We start from the raw sequence: 23,057 nt of genomic DNA on the forward strand, positions 1-23,057 counted from the left end.
ATTGCCATTTGAATGTAGCGCAAATGACCGTTAGGTCCCTAGCCCCAGGTTGGGAGATGTGGCCTGCGACACCTACGGCCCACCTCGGCCCGCATGGAGAACGGCCCCCGCGAACAGATGTTCGCGGGGGCCGTCTCGGTCGTGCGGTGCGGTCCGGCCTAGGTCATAGCCGCGACCGGCAGGCTCAGCAGCTGCGCGCAGCGGAGCAGGCCGAGGTGCGAGTACGCCTGCGGGTGGTTGCCGAGCGAGCGTTCGGCGACCGGGTCGTACTCCTCGGAGAGCAGACCGGTCGGTCCCGCCACATCCACCAGCTGAGCGAACAACGCCTCGGCGTCCTCCCGCTTGCCGATGAGCAGATACGCCTCCACCAGCCAGGCGGCGCACAGATGGAACCCGCCCTCGCCGCCGGGCAGCCCGTCGTCGTGGTGGTACCGGTACACCGTCGATCCGCTGCGCAGCTCGGCCTCGGTGGCCACCACGGTGGCCGCGAACCGCGGATCCGAGGGGTCGATCAGCCCGCTGAGCCCGATGTGCAGCGTGGCGGCGTCGAGGTCGGTGCCGTCGTAAGCCGCTGTGTAGGACTGGACTTCGTCGTTCCAGCCCTCGGTGCGGACCTCATCGGCAATGGTGTCGCGCAGCGGCTCCCACTCGGGATCCGCCGGCCGCCCGAACTGCCGGGCCAGGGTGAGCGCCCGGTCCACGGTGAGCCAGCCCATGACCTTGGAGTAGACGTGGTGGCGCGGATTGCCGCGGATCTCCCAGATGCCGTGGTCGGCCTCGCGCCAGCGGCGCTGCACCGCGGAGACCATGGCGTGCACCAGTTCCCAGTCCGCATCCGGCAGCGCCTTCGCGGGATCGTTGATGCCCTTGCGTTCCCGCGCGTGCGCGAGCTGGGAGATGAGATCCACGATGGGCCCGAACACGTCCAGCTGAACCTGCATGTTCGCCGCGTTGCCGACGCGCACCGGCCGCGAACCGGCGTAGCCGGGCAGCTGGTCGATGACGGCCTCGGGGGGCAGCGTCTCGCCGTAGAGCGTGTACAGCGGGTGCAGTCGCTCGGGTCCGGGCAGGGTCTCGAGCACCCGGTGCACCCAGGCCAGCAGATCCTCGGCCTCGCCGAGCGAGCCCAGCGAGACCAGCGCGGACGCGGTGAGCGAGGCATCGCGCAGCCAGCAGTAGCGGTAGTCCCAGTTGCGCACGCCGCCGATATCCTCGGGCAGCGAGGTGGTGGCCGCGGCCAGGATGGATCCGGACGGCGAGTGCACCAGCCCGCGCAGGGTGAGCGCCGAGCGCTTCATCAGATCCGGCTTGAGCGGCGGCAGTTCGAGCGTGCCGACCCATTCGGCCCAGTAGCGCTCGGCCTCCCGGCGGCGGTCCGACTCGGCCCGCATGGCGGGCGCGAGATCGGAGGTGCCGCAGCGCATTTCGAGCACGATCGGTCCCTGGCGCGGGTCGACCACGGCGCGGGCGGTGTGGTGGTTGCCGTCGTCGGTGATCTCCCATTCCACGCCGGGGGAGCGCAGCACGATCGGGTCGTTGGGGCCCTCCACCTTGAGCCCGCCGGTGGCGGGCAGCAGCCGAACCGGCACCTGCCCGAATTCGGGGCGCGGGGCGAAGGTGATGACCGCTTTGGCGTCACCGGTGATGACGCGGGTCAGGTCGGTGCGCTCGGGTACCACGTCGTGCGGCAGGTAGTCGACGACCTGCAAACTGGACCAACGGGTTTCGACGGTCATGGTGCCGTCGACATAGCGCTGCGACAGCGGCAGGCTCGCGCGCTCGGGCTGAATGGTGAAGTGGCCCGCGCCAGGTCCGCCCAGCAGATGAGCGAAGACGGCGGCGGAATCGGGTTCGGGGTGGCACAGCCAGGTGACGGTGCCGTCCGGTGTGACAAGGGCTTTGGAGCGCGGGCTGGCCAGCATGGTCAGCCGCTCGATTCGAGGGGCGGAGGCACCTGCCAACCACGTGCGGCGTTCCTCGAGTAGGAACGCCAGCGCCTTCGACACCTCCTCGGTGCTGGCGACCCGGTATTCGGCCATCGATTCGCCGTCGCCGACCTTGATGCCGACGTCCGGTCCGGAGAGGCGTTTGAAGGCCTTCTCGTCGGTGACGTCGTCGCCGATGAACAGTGCGGCCGAGGCGCCCTGCTGATGCCGGACGATGTCGAGTGCCGCGCCCTTGTCGGTCTCGACCACCGCGAGTTCGATGACCTCCTTGCCCTCGGTGGTCTGCACGCCGACCCAGCTTGCCGGGCCCTGGCGCACCGCAAAGACTGCGCGACGGCCGATTTCGGGGCTGGCATTGCGGACGTGCAGGGCCACGCTGGCCGGTTTGATCTCGACGGAAGCGCCCGGATTGTCCTGAGCGATCTGCGTCAGGGTCGTGGTGACCTCCTGCAGCAGCTGTTTCGCGTCATTGTCGATGGCGTGTACGAAGCCGACATCGAATTCCGAACCGTGACTACCGATCAGCTGCACCTCTACGGGTAGCCGGGACAGGGCCGCGAGATCGCGCAGGGCGCGACCGGAGATCACGGCGGCGGTGGTTCCGGTGAGTCCGGCGAGAGCGCGTAAGGCGCTCACCGACTCCCGATGGGGATAGGCCTTCGTCGGGTCGGAGACGATGGGCGCGATCGTCCCGTCGTAGTCCGAAGCGACCAGCAACCGTGGCACGCGGGCGATGGCCGACAGGGCACGGCGAAGTTCCAGTGACAAATCCTGTGCGCTCACGCATCCAACCTAGTGATCGGAGGAGATTTTTCAGGGCGCGAGTGATGCTACTGGGTCTTGATTGCTCACTCGTGTGTGCGGTGATACATAGCGTTTACAAGACACCTCCAGGTCGTTCACGCTTTTTGTGAGACACGCGCGGGTTGCCCGGCGTTCACCCCCGCTGACCAGCCCGGTTCCAGCAAACGCACAACGGGCTGCCCGGTTCTCCGGACCGGGCAGCCCGTTGTGCATCGAGCGAACGCAAGCGTGCGTTCGTGCTACTCGCTATTCGTTGCCGCTGCCGATGAGCAGGTCGACGGTGAGCTCCAGGCGCTCGGTCACATCGGTGGCCGAGGCGCGGCGGGTCAGCCACGCAACCAGATTCGACAGCCACACATCGGAGATGACGCGGGCGATGGCGAGCTGGCGGTCGCTGGGAACCTCGTCGGAGAGGGCGCGGGCGAAGAACCGGTCCATCACCTTGCCGACCCGATCGACCTCGGCGGCCGCGGAGGCGTCGGCGAACATGAAGGCGCGGGTCATGGCCTCGGTGAGCAGCGGGTCGCGCTGCATGGCCCGGGTGACCTGGGTGAGCAGCAGGTGCATGCGCTCCTGCGGGGTGGCTCCGGCGAGGGGCTTGCGCCGGCCCTCGAACTGCTCGAATTCCCTGGCCAGGGCGGACACCAGCAGGTGCACCTTGGACGGGAAGTACCGGTAGAGCGTGCCGACGGCGACATCCGCGCGTTCGGCGACCGCTCGCATCTGGACCGCGTCGTAGCCACCCTTGGATGCCAGGGCGAGCGTGGCGTCGAGGATGCGCTTGCGTCGGTCGCGCTGCGCCGCTGAGCTCAGATCCTCCTCGCTGAGGGTTGTGACGGGCGCGGTGCGTCCACCGGGCACCCCGTCGGCGGCCTGCGATCGGGAGGGACTGGCCATCGGTTGAGAGTCCTTTCCTGCACGAATCGTTCGGTTCATCTCACCCAGCGTCGACTGGGCACGAGTTCGTACCGCGACCGGGACGGCGCTTGACTTCCGCCCGGCTCGAACATTAGAACATGTTCTAGGAGCTGAAGTCACGCCGGAAAGGCGGTATGGAGTGTGACCATAGCCACCACTGACGAGCATAAAGCCGTCCAGGAGTCGATGCGCGGATGGGCAACCGCCGTGCGCCCGATTGCAACAATGCGTTCCAGAGCACAGGCGGAACTGCGTTCCGGCGCGCCAGATTTCTGGCGTGAGTACTGGCCGCGCCTGGCCGAGCTCGGAATTTTCCGGGTCGCGGTGCCGGAGGAGGCCGGGGGCGCGGGTGGGACCGTCGGAGATCTGGCCGTGCTGGTGGAGCAGGCGGCACATGACCTGGTCGGCGGACCGGTGCTCTCGACGGCGTTGGCGGGACTCGTCGCCGGCGAGGCGCTCGACGAGGTTACGCCATGCGGCGTCGCGCTCGCGGGCGAAATCGCGATATCCGTGGGCGAATCGGGCGCCTCGGTGTCCGGTGAGTGGGACTCGGTTCCGGGCGCCGCACCGGGTACGGCGGTGCTGGTCCCGGTGCGCGACGGTGACCGTCACCTGTGGGCGCTGATCGACGCCGACGCCGCCGGGCTGACCGTCGAGCCGCTGGCCGGCATCGACAAGACCGTGCCGGTGGCGCGGGTGGTGTGCGCCGACGTCGCCGTGGCCGCGGATCGCCTGTTCGAGCCCGGCTTCTCCGTGCTGGATCTGGCCGCCACGCTGGTCGCCGCCGAGGCTGCGGGCATTGCGGGCTGGTGCCTGGAGACCGCCACGGAATATGCGAAGGTGCGCGAGCAATTCGGGCGCAAGATCGGTGAATTCCAAGCGGTCAAACACATTTGCGCGTGGATGCTGTGCCGGGCCGAACAGATTCGCGCCGTCGCCGCCGATGCGGCCGCCGCGGTGGACAGCGGCAGCGCCGAACTGCAGTTGGCTGCTGCCGTCGCCCTGTCCATGTCGCTGGATGCCGCGGTGGAGAACGCCAAGGATTGCATTCAGGTTCTGGGTGGAATCGGTTTCACCTGGGAACACGACGCGCATCTGTATCTGCGCCGGGCCACCGCGCTGCGGCAGCTGCTGGGCGGCACCGCGCGCTGGCGGGCCCGGGTCGCCGAGCTGACCCTGGCCGGCATGCGCCGCACCGTCGGCGTCGACCTGGGCGCCGACGGCGAGCCCGGATCCGACTGGGAGACAGTCGGTCTGGATGCCGCCGAGGCGGCCGTGCTGGCGGCGGACCTGGCCAAGATCGCGGCGCTGCCGGAGCCGGAGCAGCGGGTGGCGCTGGCCGAGGCCGGACTGCTGGCCTCGCACTGGCCCGCGCCCTACGGCCGCGGCGCCGGACCTCTGCTGCGCACGCGCCTCGACGACCAGATCCGCCAGGCGGGTATCGCGCTGCCGGATATCGCGATTGCCAACTGGGCGATCCCGACGCTGCTGCAGTGGGGCACCCCCGAGCAGATCGAGCGCTACGCCATGCCGACGCTGACCGGTGAGGTCATCTGGTGCCAGCTGTTCTCCGAGCCGGGCGCCGGGTCGGATCTGGCGGCGCTGCGCACGGTGGCCGAGCGGGTCGAGGGCGGCTGGAAGCTGCGCGGCCAGAAGGTGTGGACCTCGCTGGCGGATCGCGCCACCTGGGGCATCTGCCTGGCGCGCACCGACGCGTCCGCGCCGAAGCACAAGGGCATCAGCTACTTCCTGGTCGATATGAAGAGCGCGGGGCTGGACATCCGGCCGCTGGTGGAGATCACCGGTGAGGCGCGCTTCAACGAGGTGTTCCTCGACGACGTATTCGTGCCGGACGACTGCCTGGTCGGCGAACTCGGCAATGGCTGGAAGATCGCCCGCTCTACCCTGTCGGCCGAGCGGGTCGCCATGGGTGGCAAGGGAATCGGGGACGAGCTGGAGGCGCTGATCGCCGCCGCGCCGGCCTCGGGTCCGGGCGCGGAGCTGGTCGCGGACCGGCTCGGCGGGCTCGTCGCGGAATCGGTTGCCGGAACGTTGTTGGAAGCTCGTGCGGCGCAGAAGCTGCTGTCCGGCGGGGACCCTGCCGCGCAGAGCAGCGTGCGCAAACTGGTCGGTGTGAGACACCGGCAGGCGGTAGCGGAATTCGCCGTCGAACTGTCTGGTGCGGCGGGCGCTCTGGAAACCGACGCGGTGAAAGAATTCCTGCTCACACGCTGTTTGTCGATTGCCGGCGGTACCGAGCAGATCCTGTTGACCGTCGCCGGTGAGCGGATCCTCGGGTTGCCCCGCGAGTCGCACGGCTAGTCCACACCTGAACCGGGAGCATTGCATTGGACTTCACCAGGGACGAGAGCCAGGACGCTGTCGCCGAGGTTGTCGTAAGTTTGCTGGAACGCGACAGCGTGCGTGACGCCGCGCTGTGGCCGATCATCGCGGACAGCGGCCTGCTGGCCGTGCCGCTGCCCGAACGCTTCGGCGGCGACGATATGGGCCTGCTCGAGGTCGGGGCCATGCTCACCGAGCTGGCCCGCGCCGCCGCGCAGGCGCCCGCACTGGTCACCCTCGGCTTCGGCGTGCTGCCGCTGAAGGCGATCGGGCTGCCGGATGCGTTGGCGGAAAAGGTGTTCCCGGCCGTGGCCGAGGGCGCGGTACTGACCGCCGCCCTGCACGAGCCCGGCTCGCCGTTCACCGTGAAGCCGGAGACCACCGCGGCGACCGACGGCGCCACCGTGCGCGTCACCGGCCGCAAGGTTGCGGTGCCCTACGCCGATACCGCGCGCTGGATCCTGGTGCCCACCGACAGCGGCATCGCCGTGGTGGACGGTGACGCCGCGGGCATCACCCGCACCGCGAGCCCGACTTCCGATGGGGTGCCGGAGTTTTCGCTCCAGTTCGACCAGGTCGTGATCCCGGCCGAGCAGCTGCTGCCCGGCGGGCTGACCGAACTGCACCGGTTCGCGCTGGCGAGCCTCGGTGCGGTGGCCGACGGCCTGCTCGCCGGCGTGGTCTCATTGACCGCCGAGCACGTGCGCACCCGTCAGCAGTTCGGCCGCCCGCTGGCCGAATTCCAGGCTGTCGCACAGCAGATCGCGGATGTCTACGTGGCCTCGCGGACGCTGCACGCGGCCGCCTGCTCGGCCACCTGGGCGCTGGCTCAGGACGAACAGGGCGCCGAGCACCTGGAGCGCATCGACGACGATCTCGACGTGCTGGCGTACACGGTGGCGGCGGAACTGCCCGCGGCCATGCAGAAGTGCCACCACCTGCACGGTGGTCTCGGGGTGGATATCACCCATCCGCTGCACCGCTACTACTCACAGGCCAAGGACATCGCCCGCTGGCTCGGCGGCGAATCGTTCCGGCTGGACCGTTTGGGAGCCAGATGTTCATCGAACTGACCGCGGAGCAGCGCAAGCTGCGCGACGAACTGCGCACGTACTTCACCGGTCTCGTGACTCCCGAAGAGGAGGCCGAGATGCTGGTGAACCGGCACGGTGACGCCTACCGCGCGGTGGTCAAGCGCATGGGCCGCGACGGCAAGCTCGGCGTCGGCTGGCCCAAGGAGTACGGCGGGCAGGGCTTCGGGCCGCTGGAACAGCAGATCTTCTACAACGAGGCGGTCCGCGCCGACGTGCCGGTGCCGCTGGTGACGCTGCTGACCGTCGGCCCGGCGCTGCAGTCGTTCGGCACCGAGGAGCAGAAGCAGAAGTTCCTGCCCGGAATCCTCACCGGCGACGTGCATTTCGCCATCGGCTACTCCGAGCCGGACGCCGGCACCGACCTGGCCGCGCTGCGCACCTCCGCGGTGCGCGACGCCAACGGCGACTGGATCGTCAACGGGCAGAAGATCTTCACCACCGGTGCGCACGAGGCCGACTACGTCTGGCTGGCCTGCCGCACCGGTTCCGCGGAGTCCCGGCACCGGGGCATCACGATCCTGATCGTGGACACCAGGGATCCGGGCTACTCGTGGACGCCGATCATCACCGCCGACGGCGCGCACCACACCAACGCCACCTACTTCGACAATGTCCGCGTCCCCGCGAGCATGATGGTCGGCGAGGAGAACGGCGGCTGGAAGCTGATCACCACCCAGCTCAATCACGAGCGGGTGAGCCTGGGCCCGTCCGGCAAGATCGAGCAGCTCTACCACCGCGTGCACGACTGGGCACAGGCCCAGGGCGTGCTCGGCGAGGCCGACGTGCGGCGCTCGCTGGGCCGCCTGCACGCCATGACCCGGCTGAACGAGCTGCTGAACTGGCAGGTGGCCTCCAATATGGAACGCCCCGACGCCGACCAGCGCGATGTCATCGCCGACGCCTCGGCGACCAAGGTGTTCTCCACCGAGGCGCTGCAGCAGGCGGGCCGCCTGGCCGAGGAGATCGTGGGCCGCTTCGGCGATCCCGCCGACCCGGCCACCGCGGAACTGCTGGTCTGGCTGGACAAGCGAACCAAGCAGAACCTGGTGGTGACCTTCGGCGGCGGCGTCAACGAGATCATGCGTGAGCTGATCGCCCAAATGGGCCTGCGCCTGCCCAGGGTCCCCAGATAGGAGCCACCCACCGTGGAGAAGACGTACCCCAGGCGGACGAGATCATGCGTGCTGAGCCCGATGGCCCAAATGGGCCTGCGCCTGCCCAGGGTCCCCAGATAGGAGCCACCCACCGTGGAGAAGACGAGGCGGACGAGATCATGCGTGCTGAGCCCGATGGCCCAAATGGGCCTGCGCCGGCCCAGGGTTCCGCGCTAGATCGCAGAGGAGAGAGCGTGACCAAGAGTTTCACGGCCGACGAGATCCGCGAGGGCCTGGAGAAGATCAAGGCGGACGGTGAGTCCGCGGCGCGCGCGGGGCGCGATCCGATCAACCAGCCCATGATCAACAACTGGGTCGAGGCCCTCGGCGACGCCAACCCGATCTACGTGGACGAGGCCGCCGCCAAGGCGGCCGGGCACCCCGGCATCGTGGCCCCGCCCGCCATGGCGCAGGTGTGGACCATGCTGGGACTGGGCGGCGTCCGCGCCGACGACGACCCGATGACCCGCACCAACGACCTGTTCGACGCGGCCGGCTTCACCTCGGTGGTCGCCACCAACTGCGAGCAGGTCTACCACCGCTACCTGCAGCTCGGCGAGCAGGTGACGGTGCGGTCCAGCATCGGGGACATCGTGGGCCCCAAGCGGACCGGGCTCGGCGAGGGCTGGTTCACCACCTACCTCACCAACTGGTATGTGGGTGACGAGCTGGTCACCGAGATGAAGTTCCGGATGCTGAAGTTCATCCCCGGGACCGGAAAGACGGCCGCTCCCCAGGAATCCGGCGACGTCTCCGCCGAGGACCTGGCCAAGCGCGTCCGGCCGACCGTCTCCAAGGACACCGAGTTCTTCTGGGACGGAATCAAACTCGGTGAGCTGCGGATCCAGCAGCGGCCCGATGGCTCGCTGCAGCACCCGCCGGTGCCGGCGCTGTGGAAGGACCACTCCGAGCAGACCGACTATGTCGTCGCCTCCGGGCGCGGCACCGTCTTCAGCTTCGTGGTGCACCACGCGCCCAAGGTGCCCGGCCGGCAGCTGCCGTACGTGATCGCCCTGGTGGAGCTGGAGGAGGGCGTGCGCATGCTCGGTGAGCTGCGCGGCATCGAGCCGGGCGAGGTCGAGGTCGGCCTGCCCGTCGAGGTGGGCTTCCTGAAGCTCGACGACGACAACACCGTGCCCTACTGGGAGGCCGTGCAATGACCACAGTGGAGCTCTCGGCCGTGCAGGTCGGAACCGTGTTGCCGGAGTTGGTGATTCACGCCGACACCACGTTCATCGTCTCGACGGCGCTGGCCACCCGGGACTTCCAGGACGTGCACCACGACCGCGACAAGGCGGTCGAGCGCGGGTCCAAGGACATCTTCGTCAACATCCTCACCGACACCGGTCTGGTACAGCGGTTCGTGACGGACTGGGCGGGGCCGCGGGCCATCGTCAGGTCGATCGCACTGCGGCTGGGCGTGCCGCTGTACGCGGGTGACACGCTCACCCTGAGCGGCACCGTGGCGGCCGTGGACGGCGCGGACATCACCATCGACGTGGTCGGCAAGGACTCGCTCGGCGACCACATCACGGCGAAAGCCGTCATCTCCCTGCAGGAGGCACAGTGAGTGGGCTGAGCCGTAGCGCCGCCGTCGTCGGCATCGGCGCGACCGACTTCTCCAAGGACTCCGGGCGCAGCGAACTGCGCCTGGCCGCCGAGGCCGTCACCGCCGCCCTGGCCGACGCGGGGCTCACGCCCGCCGATGTGGACGGCCTGACGACCTTCACCATGGACACCAACACCCAGGCCGCCGTGGCGCGTGCCGCCGGTATCCCGTCCCTGAAGTTCTTCAGCAACATCCCCTTCGGCGGTGGCGCGGCCGCCGCGACCGTGCAGCAGGCCGCCATGGCGGTCGCCACCGGTATCGCGGATGTCGTTGTGGCCTACCGGGCTTTCAACGAGCGCTCCGGAAACCGTTTCGGGCAGTTCGCGACTCACCTCGCGACCGGCAACCCGAGCTCCTCGGGCGTGGACAACGCGTTCTCCTACACCCACGGCCTGGGCACGCCGGCCGCGCAGGTGGCCATGGTGGCGCGACGCTACATGCACGTATACGGCGCGCGCAGTGAGGATTTCGGCCGGGTGGCCGTCGCCGATCGCAAGCACGCGGCCGTCAACCCGGCGGCGCACTTCTACGGCAAGCCCATCACCCTGGAGGAGCACCAGGCATCGCGCTGGATCGCGGAGCCGCTGCACCTGCTGGACTGCTGCCAGGAGACCGACGGCGGCGTTGCCATCGTGGTCACCAGCGCCGAGCGGGCCAAGGATCTGCCCAACAAGCCCGCGCTGATCGCCGGCGCCGCACAGGGTTCCGGGGCCGACCAGTACGTCATGACCAGCTACTACCGCGACGCCATGACCGGGCTGCCCGAGATGGGCCTGGTCGGCGACCAGCTGTGGGCGCAGAGCGGGCTGCGGCCGGAGGACATGCAGGCCGGCATCCTCTACGACCACTTCACCCCCTTCGTCCTCATGCAGCTGGAGGAGCTCGGCTTCTGCGGCCGCGGCGAGGCCAAGGACTTCATCGCCGACGGCGCCATCGAGATCGGCGGCCGCCTGCCGCTGAACACCCACGGCGGCCAGCTCGGTGAGGCCTACATCCACGGCATGAACGGCATCGCCGAGGGCGTCCGCCAGATCCGCGGCACCTCCGTGAATCAGGTCCAGGGCCTGGAGAACATCGTGGTCACCGCCGGCACCGGCGTGCCGACCTCGGGTCTGGTGCTCACCGCCAACTGAGCGAGTCACGAAGGCCCGGACGATCGTCGAGATCGTCCGGGCCTTTCACATGGAACCGCTTGGTATCCATAGAATCGGCCTGGTGTCCGACAGGTCTGAAATGGGCGAGTTTCTTCGGTCGCGCCGGGCGCGGTTGCGGCCCGAGGACATCGGCTTACCGGTGTGGGGCCGGCGGCGGGTGCCCGGATTGCGGCGCGAGGAGGTCGCGCACCTGGCCGGGGTGAGCGTCGAATACTACGTTCGGCTGGAACAGGGCCGCGCCGAAGCGGTTTCGGAGGGGATCGTGGACGCGATCGCCACCGCCCTGGTGCTGAGCGAGGACGAGCGACGGCACCTGCACAATCTGGCCCGGCCCCCGCGCTCGCTGTCCCGGGCGGGCAAGCCACTGCGGCCGGGACTGCAGCAGCTCCTCGATTCGATGACCCGCGCGCCCGCCTACATCGTCGGGCATCGCACCGACATCCTGGGCTGGAACGCGGCCGCGGTCGCGGTGTTCGGCATCGATTTCGCGGAACTGCCCGAACACGAACGCACCTGGATGCACCTCGTCTTCTTCGACCCGCGCATCCGGGCGATCACGGCCGATGTGGCGCTGGTCGCGGGCCACATCGCCGCCGATATGCGGCTGCAGGCCAGTCACCGGCCCGACGACCCGGAGCTGCGGGCCATGTTGCGCGACATGAACGAACGCAGTCCCGAGTTCCGGGAGTACTGGGAGACGCACGAGGTCAACGACTTTCAATACGGCCGCTACGTCGTGCACCACCCGCTCGTCGGCGACCTGCACCTGGATTACGAACTGCTCGACATTCCGGCCGATCCCGGGGTACGAGCCCTCATCGCCTACACCCCGGCACCGGGCACCGATACCGCACGGGCATTGGACTCGTTGCTGAACGCGAGCACCTCCGAAGCCAAACGGTGCGGCTGATCCGCGAGTCCGTCGCGCGGAAACGGCCACAGGCCGGTCGGCGGAGCTGGTCGTCCAGGCGATTGGGCGGGAAGAGCTACAGGCCAAGGGAATTCGTGCCCTCGAAGACCGCACCGAGCCGGGTGCGGATCCGGGAGGGGTTGCCGGCGATCGCGACTTCGTCGATCCAGGCGTCCTCGACCGTGATCAGTCGATGGTGCCCTTCGGCTCATGATATGTCTCCGGCATTAGTGCCAGCAATATTCAGCAGGTCGGCGCAGTCGTCGTTCCGGATGGCTGATCGACCGAAGCCGGCGCCGGCGCTGTTCGGGAGGCGTCCCGAGTTATACGGACATTGCGTCGCGTTCCCCGAAAGGCATGCGGCCGCCCGAGATTCGGTGGCTGTTGCCGGCGGCGGCGTAGATTGGGGCGCAATTCATCTGTGGGGAAAGGGATCGCGATGACCTTGCGGGAACGGCTGAATGAGCTGCCGGTGATGGGGAGCACGCCGGTGTACGGGGAACCGCACGAGACCTCCGATGGGACCACGATCATTACGGTCGCGGCCGTGAGTGGCTGGCGCGGGTCGCGGCCGATCGGCATATTCGTCATCCGCGACGGTGAGGTCAAGTGGGAGCCGGCCGTGGACGGGTCCCGTATCGCGACCCTCGGCGTCCTCACCGGCCTGATCGCCGCGACTCTCGGTACCTTGGCCGTGGTCAAGCAGCCGCCGTGGCCGAACATGCGCATCTGGGATATCCGATACCGCGCTAGCTGATGGCCCTGAACTGGGCGGCCAGTACGGTCGCCAGCTGATTCACGCTCTTCGCGGTGCCCGGCACGAGGCCGGTGCGAGCGCCGGCGAAGCGGTCGAAGACCAGGCCCTCGAGGACCGCGATGAAATCCGCTGCGGCAGTGGCCGGGTCGGATGCGCCGAGGGTTTCGAACAGGGTGGTGGCGTGCCGGTGCGAGAAGAGCGAGCTCGCGAGTTTGTCGTGCATTTCGGCATCGCCGAGCAGTTCGATGATGAGAGCGTGCCGGGCGATCAAATGGTTGCGGCGTTGCGCGAGTAGGCGATCCAGCCAGCCCGCGATGCCTGCTGCCAGCCGGTCCGGGGCGCTGTCGGTGAAGGTTCCGGGTGCTCCCGTCGGCGCCGCCAGGTCCGCCTGCCCGGTCGCGAAGTCGGTGCGGGAGCGGGTGGTGATGCGGTCCACGATGGCCTCGATGAGGGCCCGTTTGGTGCGGAAGTAGTAGGACGTCGATCCTGCGGGGAGTTCCAGCGCGGTGTCCAGGGCGCGGTGGGTGAGCGCCCGGAGTCCTCGGCTGGCAATGAGATCGATGGCGCTGTCCACGATGAGGGTGCGCCGGTCGGGTGTGGAGGTGGTCACCTTTGCTCCTCTGCGGCTCCGTGATCCTCTACAACTATAGAGGAAGCTCTACGGAAGTAGAGGATGCAGGGAGGGTGTCATGGAAACGCCGGAGATCATGCTCGATGCCGACCAGCGCCACGCCGCCGAGCAGCTGGCCGCCATTGCCGCGCGGGTGGGCCGGAGGTGGCGGCGGCCGCGCGGCCTGTACCTGTACGGAGGTCCGGGGCGCGGCAAGACCATGCTCATGAACCGCTTCTTCGCATCGGTGCCCTCGAATCGCAAGCGGCGCTACCACTTTCACGCCTTCTTCGCGCAGTTGAACGCCGGCATCCACGAATACGGGAATATCGACGCCTCGGTGGACGCCCTGCTCGGCGACGCCGATCTGATCTGCTTCGACGAATTCCATGTGCACGACTCGGGCGATGCCCGGCTCGTCGCGCGACTGCTGGACACGCTGTTCGCCCGGCGCGTCACGCTCGTGGTGACCTCGAACTATCCGCCGCAGGATCTGCTGCCCAACCCCCTCGTGCACGGCATGTTCGTGCCGACCATCGAGCGGATCCTCGAGCACCTGGACGTGGTGGCGGTGGACGGGCCGCAGGACTACCGCATGCTCGGGGGCCGCCACACCGGCTTCGCCGCCGGGCACTACGTGGTCGGGCCCTGCCCGGTGATCGGTGCGGTCGATCTGCCCGTCGCGCATCGGCGGCTGCACGCCCGCGCGCTGGAAAACGGGGAGCTCACCGTCGATTTCGCGGAGCTGTGCGGTATCCCGGTATCGGCGGCCGATTTCCTGGAGCTCACCCGTGAGGTCCGCCGCTGGGTGGTGTGCGCGGTGCCGCCCATGGGGACAGTGCCGCCGGACTGGGTGATGCGCTTCGCGAATCTGGTCGACGTGCTCTACGACGCCGACCTGGAACTGTCGATCTTCGCCGACGTGCCGCTGGCGGAATTGGGCGGTGCGATCGAGCGCGTCCCCGATCTCTACCGCACCCTGAGCCGGCTCGCGGAGCTGCGCGAACCGGCAAACCTCGAGTCTCGATAGCCGTTCGGCGAAGCCCCGGTGAACTCGCCGACTTGATCGACGTGCACGGTTCACGTGCCGTCAACGCGGAGGGGGTCTGGCGTTGCGGGCCGCTTCCTACCGTGGCGTCAGGAGCAGCACCGAACCGGAGGGGAACGATGCGAATCCGCGAGCAGGCAAGGGATTCCGCGCCGCGGAACCCGAGCATACCGAGTAGTCCCCATATCCGGAAAAGCGCCCGCCTGCGGGTGCTGGTCGTCGCCGAGTCCTTTCTTCCCCAGGTCAATGGCGTCACCAACTCCGTGCGCCGGGTGCTGGATCACCTGGCCGCCAAGGGTCACGAGGCCACGCTGGTGGCCCCGACCGGCCCCGGCAAGTACGCCGGGTTCCGCGTGCACGTGGTGCGCGGGGCCCGGCTGCCCTTCTACCGGGATTTCCGGATCGGGCTGGAGACCCGCCGCCGGCTGCGCAAGATCATGCGCGAATTCCGGCCCGATGTCGTGCATATCGCCTCGCCGGCGACGCTCGGCTATCAGGCGGCCAAGGTCGCGAACGAGCTCGGAATTCCGACCGTCGCCATCTATCAGACCGATCTGGTGGGTTTTGCGCTGCGCTACGACCTGCCCGGCGGCGTCCGCGCCATGACCGCGCTGACCCGGCGCATCCACCTGCGGGTGGACCGCACCCTCGCGCCCTCCACCGCCAGCCTGCGCCAGCTGGAGCTGATGGGCATTCCGGGACTGGGCCGCTGGCCGCGCGGGGTCGACCTGCAGCAGTTCGGCCCGTTCCGGCGGTCGGCGGAACTGCGAAAGCGCCTGGCCCCCAATGGTGAAGCGCTGGTCGGCTATATCGGGCGCCTTGCACCGGAGAAGGAGCTCGAGCTGCTCGCCGCACTGCGGCCGCTGCCGGGCGTCCGGCTGGTCGTGGTGGGCGGCGGCCCCGAGGAGAAGCGGCTGCGCAAGCTGTTGCCGGATGCGGAGTTCCTCGGCGTGCTGCACGGTGAGGAACTCGCGGCGGCCTACGCGTCGCTGGATGTGTTCGTGCACACCGGCCGCCACGAAACCTATTGCCAGGCAGCACAGGAGGCGCTGGCCTCCGGTGTGCCGGTGGTTGCGCCCAAGTCGGGCGGCCCGATCGACGTGGTCACGCCCGGCGCCGGCTTCCTCTATCCACCCGGCGACGCCGAGGCGATGACCGAACTGGTGCGCCGCTTGGCCGAGGACCCGCGACTGCGCGAGCAGATCGCGCAGAACGCGGTGCGCAGCGTGCGCGACCGGTCCTGGACGGCCGTCAACGATCTGCTCATCCGTCACTACCGCGAGGTGATCGCGGAACGCCTGCAGGCGGATTCGACTCTGCAGTCCGATTCGACGCGGGGCGAGTTCCCGGCCACCAAGGAGGCATCCTGATGCTCCGCATCTCCGTCATCGGCACCGGATACCTGGGCGCCACCCATGCCGCGGGCATGGCCGAACTCGGCTTCGAGGTGCTCGGGGTGGACAACAACCCGGCCAAGGCCGCGGCGCTGTCCGCCGGGCGGGTGCCCTTCCACGAGCCCGGGCTGCCGGAACTATTGGCCGGACACGTGGCGGGCGGGCGGCTGCGCTTCGGCACCTCGCTGGTCGAGGCCGCCGAGTTCGCCGACGTCCACTTCCTCTGTGTCGGAACACCGCCCGGGGTGAACGGGGCCGCCGACCTGTCGCAGCTCTACGCCGCGCTGGACGGGCTGGTGCCGCACCTGACCCGCAACTGCCTGATCGTCGGCAAGTCCACGGTGCCGGTGGGCACCGCCGAGGCGCTCACCGCGCGCATCGCCGAGCTTGCGCCGGAAGGGATTTCGGTCGATCTGGCCTGGAACCCGGAATTCCTGCGCGAGGGGCACGCGGTCTACGACACGCTGCACCCGAACCGGCTGGTCTTCGGTGTCACCACGCCGGATGCGGAATGGGCGCTGCGGCAGGTATATGCCACGCCCATCGCCGGGGGCTCGCCGGTGGTGATCACCAACCTGCCGACCGCCGAGCTGATCAAGGTCTCCGCGAATGCCTTTCTGGCGACCAAGATCTCGTTCATCAATGCCATGGCCGAGCTGTGCGACCTCACCGGCGCGGACGTGACCCTGCTGGCCGACGCCCTGGGCCACGACGATCGGATCGGCCGCAAGTTCCTGGGCGCGGGCCTCGGCTACGGCGGCGGTTGCCTGCCGAAGGACGTGCGCGCCCTGATCGCCCGTGCCACCGAGCTCGGTGCGGGGGAGTCGGTCGACTTCCTGCGCGACATCGACGCGGTCAACCTGCGCCGCCGCGAGCGCGTGGTGCGGGAGACCTTGGAGCTGCTGGGCGGCCACCGGCCGCGCGGGCGGGTCGGGGTGCTGGGTGCGGCGTTCAAGCCGCTCTCCGACGACGTCCGCGATTCACCCGCCCTCGATGTCGCGCAGCAGCTGCACGCGGCCGGGGTCGAGGTGACCGTCTTCGACCCCGCCGCAACGGGTCCGGCGCGCGCCGTCGCCCCGCAGCTGGTGTTCGCCGCCACCCCGGCGGCCGCCCTGCACGAGGCGGATGTGGTCCTGCACCTGACCGAGTGGCGCGAATTCCGGGAACTGGATCCGGGTTTCCTGCGCACGGTCGCCCGCGGCCGGGTCATCATCGACGCCCGCAATACTCTCGACCCCGAGCCCTGGCTGGCGGCGGGCTGGGACTTCCGCGCCCTCGGCCGCCTGGTCGAGCCGCGCACCGTGGCCGGCCGCGTCGGCGCTCCCGCCGGAACCGCCTATCCGGCACCTGCGGTCCGGGAGCCGGTCGCCGAACCGGCCCGCGCTCTGGTTCAGCCCTCGCCACTGACCCGCCTGCGCGCCCGCGTCCGCCGCACCGCCTGACCCAACGGTCGCCGACCGCGACTGCCCTGCCCGGCACGCGCCTGCCCGCGTCGCCGGGCTGCTGCGCGCCCTTGCATCACAGGGTGTGGCCGGTGAATTCCGGCCTCGAGAGGCCGACGGGCTCGCCTGCCGCGCGAGACACGCCTGCCCATGTCGTTACCGCGCGATCTTGATCTGCGCTCCGAGTGGCCCGGATCGTGCACGGATGGTGATAAGTGGGGTTGCGGCGGCAGGGTCGGCCTCGACCGGGATGACCAGGGTTTTCGGGTCTGGCACGGGATGCCGCGCAGGTGGGGGATTTATGCGCGGCGGGTATGTGATTCCAGCTTCACGATTTTGGTCCTGACGGACCGCTCGGCATGTAACTATGTGCCTGATTCCGCTGGACTCTGGTTAGGAGTATTCGTGACTGGGGTGGGGACGGTGGCAGCACGCGCGATCGCATTGATCGGGCTCGTGATGCTGGCTGTCGTCGCACTGCGCGGGTACATTCCGGGAACCGGAGGACCCGCGGCGCCACATCCGTCGTCGGCGGTGTCACTGGCCTTGATGCCGGTGCTGCTGCTGGTCTCGATGGTGATTCTCGTGGCAGGTGTGATCAACAGCCAGCATCGCCTCCCGCTCGCCATGCCCGAACCCGATCGCGAGTCCGCGGTGCGGGTGCCGGGCCTGCGGCGGCTCGGGCTCCTGCTGCTGGTCGGGATCGCGGCCATCGCGCTGATCGTGACCGCGGTGCTGTCGGTGTACCTGGTGACCCCGGCGCGGCAGACCCAGGTGGGGACGCCGCCGAGTGCGTCCGCCACCGGGACCGCCCCGCAGCCCGAGCCGAACGTGGCACCGCCGGAGGACGCGGTCCCCGAGCCCACGCTCACCGGCACCGCGCTGCTGCTGGTCGGCATCACCGCCGGCGTGCTGGTGCTGATCGCCATGACCGGCCTGGTCGTGGTGGCGGTGAGCTCGAACCGCCGGCCCTCGCTGGAACGCACGCCTCTACCCCAGCCCACGGCCACCGAGGCGGTCTCACTGGCCAAGGTCGCCGAGATGGGCCTGGCGGCCATGATCGCGCCGGGCCAGGACCCGCGCACCGCCATCATCGCCTGCTATGTCGCCATGGAACGCGGTCTGGCGCAGGCGCGGGAGGTCGCCCCGCTGGCCTCCGACACCCCGTCCGAGGTGCTGGCGCGAGCCTTCGATCGCGGCTTCCTGCACGACGCGTCGGCGCGGGAACTGGTGGCCCTGTTCGAGGAGGCGCGGTTCAGCCCGCACTCCATGCTGGAGTGGCAGCGGATGCGCGCCGAGCAGCTGCTCCGCATCGTGCTGGCCGATCTACAGGGGCAGGCGGCATGAAAGACGGTGTGGCAGTGCGGATCCCGGCGGACCGAACGGGGGTCCGGCCATGAATCGGAGCGCGATCGTGGTGGGCGCGGTGGCGCTTGCCCTCCTGTTCGAGCTACTCGCTCTCGGCGATCAGCGCGAGCATCTGGTGGCCCTCACCGCCGTTCCGGTGGCCGCGGCGCTGGGACTGCTGGTGTGGTCGCTGGTGGAGCGGTCGCGCCGGCTCGCCCCGCCCGAACCGGACGACAACGACATCGACAACGGCCCCGTCGAGATGCTGCACCGCTGGCAGGCGCGCGCACAGATGCTGGCCGACCGCTCCGAGGGCTCGCGCGCCGACTGGGATCGGCACCTGCGGCCGCTGCTGGCCAAGGAATTCGAACTGACCAGCGGGCACCGGATGGCCAAGAACCGGCGTGCGCTGGAAGTGGCGGGACAGCTGCAGTTCGGGCCCGAGCTGTGGCGCTGGGTGGACCCGGCGAACTCGGCACTGCGCGATCAGGTCAATCGGGCTCCCGGCCGCGAGGCCCTGGACGAAATCCTGCGCCGACTGCAGAACATGTGAGATGAGATGCGAGACATGCGATGACATCACCGATGGACGTGACCATCAAGCGCACCGACGCGGTGCTGCGTGAAGTATCCCGGGTCGTGGTCGGCAAGCGGGACGAACTGCAGCTGATCATGATCGCGGTGCTGTCCGGGGGCCACATCCTGATCGAGGACCTGCCCGGACTGGGCAAGACCCTCATCGCGCGCTCCTTCGCGACCGCGCTCGGGCTGAACTTCACCCGCGTGCAGTTCACCCCGGACCTGTTGCCCGCCGACCTCATCGGGTCGACGATCTACGACATGCATTCGGGCCGTTTCAGTTTCCGGCGCGGCCCGGTCTTCACCAATATGCTGCTGGCCGACGAGGTCAACCGCACCCCGCCCAAGACCCAGGCCGCGCTGCTGGAGGCCATGGCCGAGGGACAGGTCTCGATCGACGGCGAAACCTTCCCGCTGCCACAGCCTTTCGTCGTCTTCGCCACCGACAACCCGATCGAGTACGAGGGCACCTACCCGCTGCCCGAGGCCCAGCTCGACCGGTTCGCCATGCAGCTGCGGCTGGGCTACCTGTCGGAGAACGACGAGATGAACATGATCCGCCGTCGCCTGGAACGCGGCTCGCAACCCGCCCAGATCGGGCAGGTGGTGGATGCCGACGGCCTGCTGGAGATGCGGCAGTCGGTGGAATTCGTGACGGTGCACCCGGATGTGGTGGGCTACGTCGTCTCCCTCGCCTCGGCCACCCGCGGGCATCCGCAGGTGGAGGTCGGCGCGAGCCCCCGCGCCGAACTCGACCTGGTGCAGATGGCCCGCGCCCGGGCCCTGCTGCACGGCCGCGACTACGTGGTCCCCGAGGACGTGAAGGCGCTCGCCGTGCCGGCCATGGCCCATCGCATCACGCTGCGCCCCGAGATGTGGGTCCGCCGCATCCGCGGCGAGGACGTGATTTCCGAACTGCTGCGCCGCCTGCCGGTCCCACGCGCCACCCAGGCCTGAGGCGCGTATGAAGCATCGCGACACGAGTACGGCGGTCGAGGCCGAGTTGCGCTGGCGGCCCGCACCGTTGGTGTTCATGCTCGCCGCGGTGTCCGTGCCCGCCCTGGTGCTGGCGCTGGTACTGGACAAGTGGCAGCTGGTGGTGTTCGCCGCGCCCATGCTCGGGGTGCTGGCCACCGCGCCGCTGCAGCAGTCCCGCACCCGCATCCAGGTGGACGGGGCGGGGGTGCTGCGCTGCTTCGAGACCGAAGAGGTGGTACTGACCGCCGCGGCGTTCGTGGAACGCGGGCACGCACTGCTGCGGCTGCATCCGGAACCCTTGCAGAGCATGGAGATCCACGTCGAGGAGACGGTGGACTCCGGCGCCGCGCCCGCCGGGCTGCGGCTGGCGCTGTCGGCCCCGCGCTGGGGTCGATATCCGGTGCCGATGCGGGTGACCGCGCTGAGCCCGGCCGGGCTGGCGGTGGCCTCGGTGCGATTGCGTGCCGGGGAGGTGTACGTCTATCCGATCACCGATCCGCAGCGGATGCGCCTGCCGCGCACCGAACTTCCCGAACGGATGGGCACCCATCTCACCCGGCGGGCCGGGCCCGGCGTGGAGTACGCGGATATCCGCGCGTATACGCCGGGGGATCAGCTGCGCACCGTGAACTGGCCGGTGAGTGCGCGGCGCGGCCAGCTGTTCGTGACCGAGCGCTTCACCAACCGGGCCGCGGATGTGGTTGTGCTGGTGGACACGTCGATGCAGGCGCCCGGGCCCGCGTCGGACTCGCTGGAGCTGTCGGTGCGCGGCGCCGCCCAGGTGGCCCAGTCCGCGCTGCAGGCGGGCGACCGCACGGCGGTGGTGTGCCTGGGCCGTACCCCACGCTGGCTGCGACCGGATATCGGCCGCCGCCAGTTCTATCGCATCGTGGACGCCGTGCTGGATGTCGGCGACGAGCACATTCTCACCGAGGGCACGCTGGCGCCGCACGCCGCGGTGCCCATCGGGGCGGTCATCGTCGCCTTCTCGACGCTGCTCGACACCCAATTCGCGCTGGCCCTCATCGATCTGCGCAAGCGCGGCCACGTCGTGGTGGTGATCGATGTGCTGCGCGGAACGCCGTTCGGCGACGGCCTGGACCCCACCCTCGCGCGCATGTGGCAACTGGAACGCACCTCCATGTACCGCGATATGGGCACCGTCGGCGTCGACATCGTGCCCTGGCCCGAGGACACCCGCCTCGATCAGGTCATGCGCCTGCTGCCCGAACACCGCCGCACCGTGAGGGTTCGCCGATGACCAAGTTCCTCGCCGTGCTGTCCGGGCTGCTGCTGGCGGGCGCGGTGGCCATCGTGCTGCCGTGGGCCGCGATACCGGTGATCCTCCTGGCGGTGGCCGGCTGGCGCTGGCGGGTGTGCGCGGTGCTGGCCGTGCTCGCGGCCATGGCGGCGCTGGCCTGGGTCGGGACCGGGGCCCTGGTGGCGGGCGGCATCGGGCTGGTCGCGACCACCTACCTGCTCAACACGGCGACGGTGTCGGCTCCGGTGGGTGTGGTGCCGACGACGATTCCGTCGGTGGCGGGCGCACTGGTGTTCACGGTCGCGGCGGGCGCCGCGACCGTGCTGCCCACCGGACTCACCTGGGTGCCGATCCTCGCGCCGTTCACCGTGATCGCGTTGTACGCCTTGCTGATTCGCGGACTGACGGACGACCGGACCATTGGCCGAGCCGAGAACACGCCCGGCGGCTGAGGCGAAAAATCGCTTCGAATCCGGCTGTGGGGCTGGTTCACTCGCGCCATGAACGAACAACAGATGATCAAGGTCTCGAAACGGTTGTCGAGGCATCTACGGCATGCCCCCGAGGCCATCGGCATCGAGCTGGACCCGGCCGGGTGGGTGGATGTCGCCACGCTGCTGTCGGCGCTGGGCCGGCACGGGCGGGCGCTCTCGCGTCCCGAACTGGACGAGGTGGTGGCGCGGAACAACAAGCGCCGCTTCGAATTCGATGCGACGGGGACCCGGATCCGCGCGAGTCAGGGGCACAGTGTCGACGTTGACCTGGAGTATCGGGCGACCGTACCGCCCGCGGTTCTCTACCACGGCACCGTTGCCGCGGCACTGCCCGGAATTCGCGCCGAGGGGCTGAAGCCCATGCGCCGCCACGACGTTCACCTGTCGGCGGATACCGAGACCGCCGTCAAGGTCGGGGCACGACGTGGCAGACCCGTGGTACTGACCGTGGCTGCCGGCGCGATGCACCGCGACGGGCACGAATTCCGGGTCAGCACCAATGGGGTCTGGCTGGTGGCCGCCGTCCCGCCCGGATACCTGTCCGGACTCTGAGCGGGGCGGCCGCCGCGGCGACTACTGGAGGGCGGGGGGCATGCGGGTCGGCTTGATGCGGCCGGCGTCGATGAGCGCCCGGAATGCCGCGGCTTTGCGCGCGCACTCCGCAACCGGGCAGCGGCGGTGCTGCTGCATGGTGCGATGGGCTTCCTGGACGCCCAGCGGGTGATCCGGGGCCAGGTGCGACCAGGCGGAGTGGTCGGGGGTTGCCAGCGCTGAGACGCTGCGTTCCTTGTTGATTCGATCGCGGATCCGTTCTACGGAGAGTCGGTCCGGATCCTGATGGGGGTGGTGCAGGCTCATGATGGTGACAGCAATGATCACGAGCGTTGCGAGAGTGGCCGTGAACACTTGCCAGGCGGCCATTTGTTCACCTTCTCCATGTCTTTCGGATGTAGTCAGCTAGATTTTCAGTTGGTTAGCTAGATATTCACCGTATGCCTGAAGACGTTACGCCTCCAGCGCGTCCTCGGTCAGGTTCAATCCAATTTCGGCCGCTTTGAGCAACTCCGCTGTCTCCGATCCCGGTGTCGCGCTGAAGGTTTGCGGCCATCTCGATATCCGGTATGCGGCTTATGGCCGGATTACCGTGTCACCCATCGGGTCTCGGCACAAGAATCCACAGACCGAACACCCACTGCCCAACAAGATCAGGGAGCC

21 protein-coding genes are annotated in these 23,057 nt (G+C 69.2%); 17 read left to right on the plus strand and 4 right to left on the minus strand.

The features are described from left to right. Window positions 1–158: 158 nt before the first annotated feature. The gene (otsB, locus tag ACQP1O_RS02290) at window positions 159–2,729 is read right to left on the minus strand and encodes a trehalose-phosphatase (protein ID WP_433564271.1); all 2,571 of its coding nucleotides are present in this window, start codon (window positions 2,727–2,729) and stop codon (window positions 159–161) included. 267 nt (window positions 2,730–2,996) lie between these two features. Beyond that, window positions 2,997–3,647 (minus strand): cholesterol catabolism transcriptional regulator KstR, encoded by a 651-nt coding sequence (kstR, locus tag ACQP1O_RS02295; protein WP_040854337.1) that lies wholly within the window; start codon window positions 3,645–3,647, stop codon window positions 2,997–2,999. A gap of 162 nt (window positions 3,648–3,809) precedes the next feature. Between kstR and ACQP1O_RS02300 the strand changes: the two genes are divergently transcribed. The 8 genes from ACQP1O_RS02300 to ACQP1O_RS02335 all read left to right on the plus strand — a co-directional run bounded on the left by ACQP1O_RS02300 (window position 3,810) and on the right by ACQP1O_RS02335 (window position 12,689). Continuing rightward, on the plus strand, window positions 3,810–5,990 hold the full coding sequence (locus tag ACQP1O_RS02300) for an acyl-CoA dehydrogenase (RefSeq protein ID WP_433564272.1): 2,181 nt from the start codon (window positions 3,810–3,812) through the stop codon (window positions 5,988–5,990). Between the two features lie 26 nt (window positions 5,991–6,016). Next, complete coding sequence (locus ACQP1O_RS02305; protein WP_433564273.1) at window positions 6,017–7,084, plus strand: acyl-CoA dehydrogenase family protein; 1,068 nt, start codon at window positions 6,017–6,019, stop codon at window positions 7,082–7,084. Then, a complete protein-coding gene (locus ACQP1O_RS02310; protein ID WP_433564274.1) occupies window positions 7,069–8,238 on the plus strand; it encodes an acyl-CoA dehydrogenase family protein in 1,170 nt (389 codons plus the stop codon). The genes ACQP1O_RS02305 and ACQP1O_RS02310 overlap by 16 nt, the downstream gene beginning before the upstream one ends. Before the next feature lie 215 nt (window positions 8,239–8,453). After that, the gene (locus ACQP1O_RS02315; RefSeq protein WP_433564275.1) at window positions 8,454–9,419 is read left to right on the plus strand and encodes a bifunctional MaoC family dehydratase N-terminal/OB-fold nucleic acid binding domain-containing protein; all 966 of its coding nucleotides are present in this window, start codon (window positions 8,454–8,456) and stop codon (window positions 9,417–9,419) included. Next, a complete protein-coding gene (locus tag ACQP1O_RS02320) occupies window positions 9,416–9,829 on the plus strand; it encodes a MaoC family dehydratase (protein WP_379425177.1) in 414 nt (137 codons plus the stop codon). Before ACQP1O_RS02315 ends, ACQP1O_RS02320 begins: the two co-directional genes overlap by 4 nt. Then, the gene (locus ACQP1O_RS02325) at window positions 9,826–11,001 is read left to right on the plus strand and encodes a lipid-transfer protein (RefSeq protein ID WP_433564276.1); all 1,176 of its coding nucleotides are present in this window, start codon (window positions 9,826–9,828) and stop codon (window positions 10,999–11,001) included. Before ACQP1O_RS02320 ends, ACQP1O_RS02325 begins: the two co-directional genes overlap by 4 nt. 82 nt (window positions 11,002–11,083) lie before the next feature. Continuing rightward, a complete protein-coding gene (locus ACQP1O_RS02330; protein WP_433564277.1) occupies window positions 11,084–11,932 on the plus strand; it encodes a helix-turn-helix transcriptional regulator in 849 nt (282 codons plus the stop codon). 439 nt (window positions 11,933–12,371) lie between these two features. Beyond that, the gene (locus ACQP1O_RS02335; RefSeq protein ID WP_433564278.1) at window positions 12,372–12,689 is read left to right on the plus strand and encodes a hypothetical protein; all 318 of its coding nucleotides are present in this window, start codon (window positions 12,372–12,374) and stop codon (window positions 12,687–12,689) included. Here the strand turns inward: ACQP1O_RS02335 and ACQP1O_RS02340 are convergent. Beyond that, window positions 12,682–13,299, minus strand: a complete 618-nt coding sequence (locus ACQP1O_RS02340) for a TetR/AcrR family transcriptional regulator (protein ID WP_433564279.1) — start codon at window positions 13,297–13,299, stop codon at window positions 12,682–12,684. The two genes, ACQP1O_RS02335 and ACQP1O_RS02340, sit on opposite strands and share 8 nt — an antisense overlap. 79 nt (window positions 13,300–13,378) lie before the next feature. Here ACQP1O_RS02340 and zapE point away from each other — a divergent pair, with 79 nt between their 5' ends. From zapE to ACQP1O_RS02385, 9 genes are all read left to right on the plus strand, one after another. Continuing rightward, on the plus strand, window positions 13,379–14,329 hold the full coding sequence (zapE, locus tag ACQP1O_RS02345) for a cell division protein ZapE (protein ID WP_433564280.1): 951 nt from the start codon (window positions 13,379–13,381) through the stop codon (window positions 14,327–14,329). Window positions 14,330–14,550: 221 nt separating this feature from the next. Continuing rightward, a complete protein-coding gene (locus ACQP1O_RS02350; protein ID WP_433567559.1) occupies window positions 14,551–15,717 on the plus strand; it encodes a glycosyltransferase family 4 protein in 1,167 nt (388 codons plus the stop codon). Continuing rightward, on the plus strand, window positions 15,717–17,183 hold the full coding sequence (locus ACQP1O_RS02355) for a UDP-glucose dehydrogenase family protein (RefSeq protein WP_433564281.1): 1,467 nt from the start codon (window positions 15,717–15,719) through the stop codon (window positions 17,181–17,183). The genes ACQP1O_RS02350 and ACQP1O_RS02355 overlap by 1 nt, the downstream gene beginning before the upstream one ends. Window positions 17,184–17,588: 405 nt before the next feature. Continuing rightward, on the plus strand, window positions 17,589–18,530 hold the full coding sequence (locus ACQP1O_RS02360) for a DUF4129 domain-containing protein (protein ID WP_433564282.1): 942 nt from the start codon (window positions 17,589–17,591) through the stop codon (window positions 18,528–18,530). Window positions 18,531–18,579: 49 nt separating this feature from the next. Next, window positions 18,580–19,083, plus strand: a complete 504-nt coding sequence (locus ACQP1O_RS02365) for a hypothetical protein (protein ID WP_433564283.1) — start codon at window positions 18,580–18,582, stop codon at window positions 19,081–19,083. 20 nt (window positions 19,084–19,103) lie between these two features. After that, window positions 19,104–20,066 (plus strand): AAA family ATPase, encoded by a 963-nt coding sequence (locus ACQP1O_RS02370; RefSeq protein ID WP_433564284.1) that lies wholly within the window; start codon window positions 19,104–19,106, stop codon window positions 20,064–20,066. A 7-nt stretch (window positions 20,067–20,073) separates the two neighbouring features. Further along, the gene (locus ACQP1O_RS02375; protein WP_433564285.1) at window positions 20,074–21,348 is read left to right on the plus strand and encodes a DUF58 domain-containing protein; all 1,275 of its coding nucleotides are present in this window, start codon (window positions 20,074–20,076) and stop codon (window positions 21,346–21,348) included. After that, complete coding sequence (locus ACQP1O_RS02380) at window positions 21,345–21,800, plus strand: hypothetical protein (protein WP_433564286.1); 456 nt, start codon at window positions 21,345–21,347, stop codon at window positions 21,798–21,800. The genes ACQP1O_RS02375 and ACQP1O_RS02380 overlap by 4 nt, the downstream gene beginning before the upstream one ends. A 48-nt stretch (window positions 21,801–21,848) precedes the next feature. Continuing rightward, window positions 21,849–22,394, plus strand: coding sequence for an RNA 2'-phosphotransferase (locus ACQP1O_RS02385; RefSeq protein WP_433564287.1), 546 nt, complete (start codon window positions 21,849–21,851; stop codon window positions 22,392–22,394). Between the two features lie 21 nt (window positions 22,395–22,415). Here ACQP1O_RS02385 and ACQP1O_RS02390 read toward each other — a convergent pair whose 3' ends face one another. Then, a complete protein-coding gene (locus tag ACQP1O_RS02390) occupies window positions 22,416–22,763 on the minus strand; it encodes a hypothetical protein (protein ID WP_433564288.1) in 348 nt (115 codons plus the stop codon). Window positions 22,764–23,057: the final 294 nt, after the last annotated feature.

The sequence above is a fragment of the Nocardia sp. CA-151230 genome, assembly GCF_050942175.1.
Taxonomy (GTDB): Bacteria; Actinomycetota; Actinomycetes; order Mycobacteriales; family Mycobacteriaceae; genus Nocardia.

What these genes read in the sequence shown, in the direction of transcription:
- ACQP1O_RS02375 (WP_433564285.1), top strand. Translation starts at nt 20,074, where the DNA reads ATGAAGCATCGCGACACGAGTACGGCGGTCGAGGCCGAGTTGCGCTGG.
- ACQP1O_RS02370 (WP_433564284.1), top strand. Translation starts at nt 19,104, where the DNA reads ATGACATCACCGATGGACGTGACCATCAAGCGCACCGACGCGGTGCTG.
- ACQP1O_RS02320 (WP_379425177.1), top strand. Translation starts at nt 9,416, where the DNA reads ATGACCACAGTGGAGCTCTCGGCCGTGCAGGTCGGAACCGTGTTGCCG.
- ACQP1O_RS02335 (WP_433564278.1), top strand. Translation starts at nt 12,372, where the DNA reads ATGACCTTGCGGGAACGGCTGAATGAGCTGCCGGTGATGGGGAGCACG.
- ACQP1O_RS02310 (WP_433564274.1), top strand. Translation starts at nt 7,069, where the DNA reads ATGTTCATCGAACTGACCGCGGAGCAGCGCAAGCTGCGCGACGAACTG.
- ACQP1O_RS02380 (WP_433564286.1), top strand. Translation starts at nt 21,345, where the DNA reads ATGACCAAGTTCCTCGCCGTGCTGTCCGGGCTGCTGCTGGCGGGCGCG.
- ACQP1O_RS02355 (WP_433564281.1), top strand. Translation starts at nt 15,717, where the DNA reads ATGCTCCGCATCTCCGTCATCGGCACCGGATACCTGGGCGCCACCCAT.
- ACQP1O_RS02385 (WP_433564287.1), top strand. Translation starts at nt 21,849, where the DNA reads ATGAACGAACAACAGATGATCAAGGTCTCGAAACGGTTGTCGAGGCAT.
- ACQP1O_RS02390 (WP_433564288.1), bottom strand. Translation starts at nt 22,763, where the DNA reads ATGGCCGCCTGGCAAGTGTTCACGGCCACTCTCGCAACGCTCGTGATC.
- ACQP1O_RS02365 (WP_433564283.1), top strand. Translation starts at nt 18,580, where the DNA reads ATGAATCGGAGCGCGATCGTGGTGGGCGCGGTGGCGCTTGCCCTCCTG.
- kstR (WP_040854337.1), bottom strand. Translation starts at nt 3,647, where the DNA reads ATGGCCAGTCCCTCCCGATCGCAGGCCGCCGACGGGGTGCCCGGTGGA.
- zapE (WP_433564280.1), top strand. Translation starts at nt 13,379, where the DNA reads ATGGAAACGCCGGAGATCATGCTCGATGCCGACCAGCGCCACGCCGCC.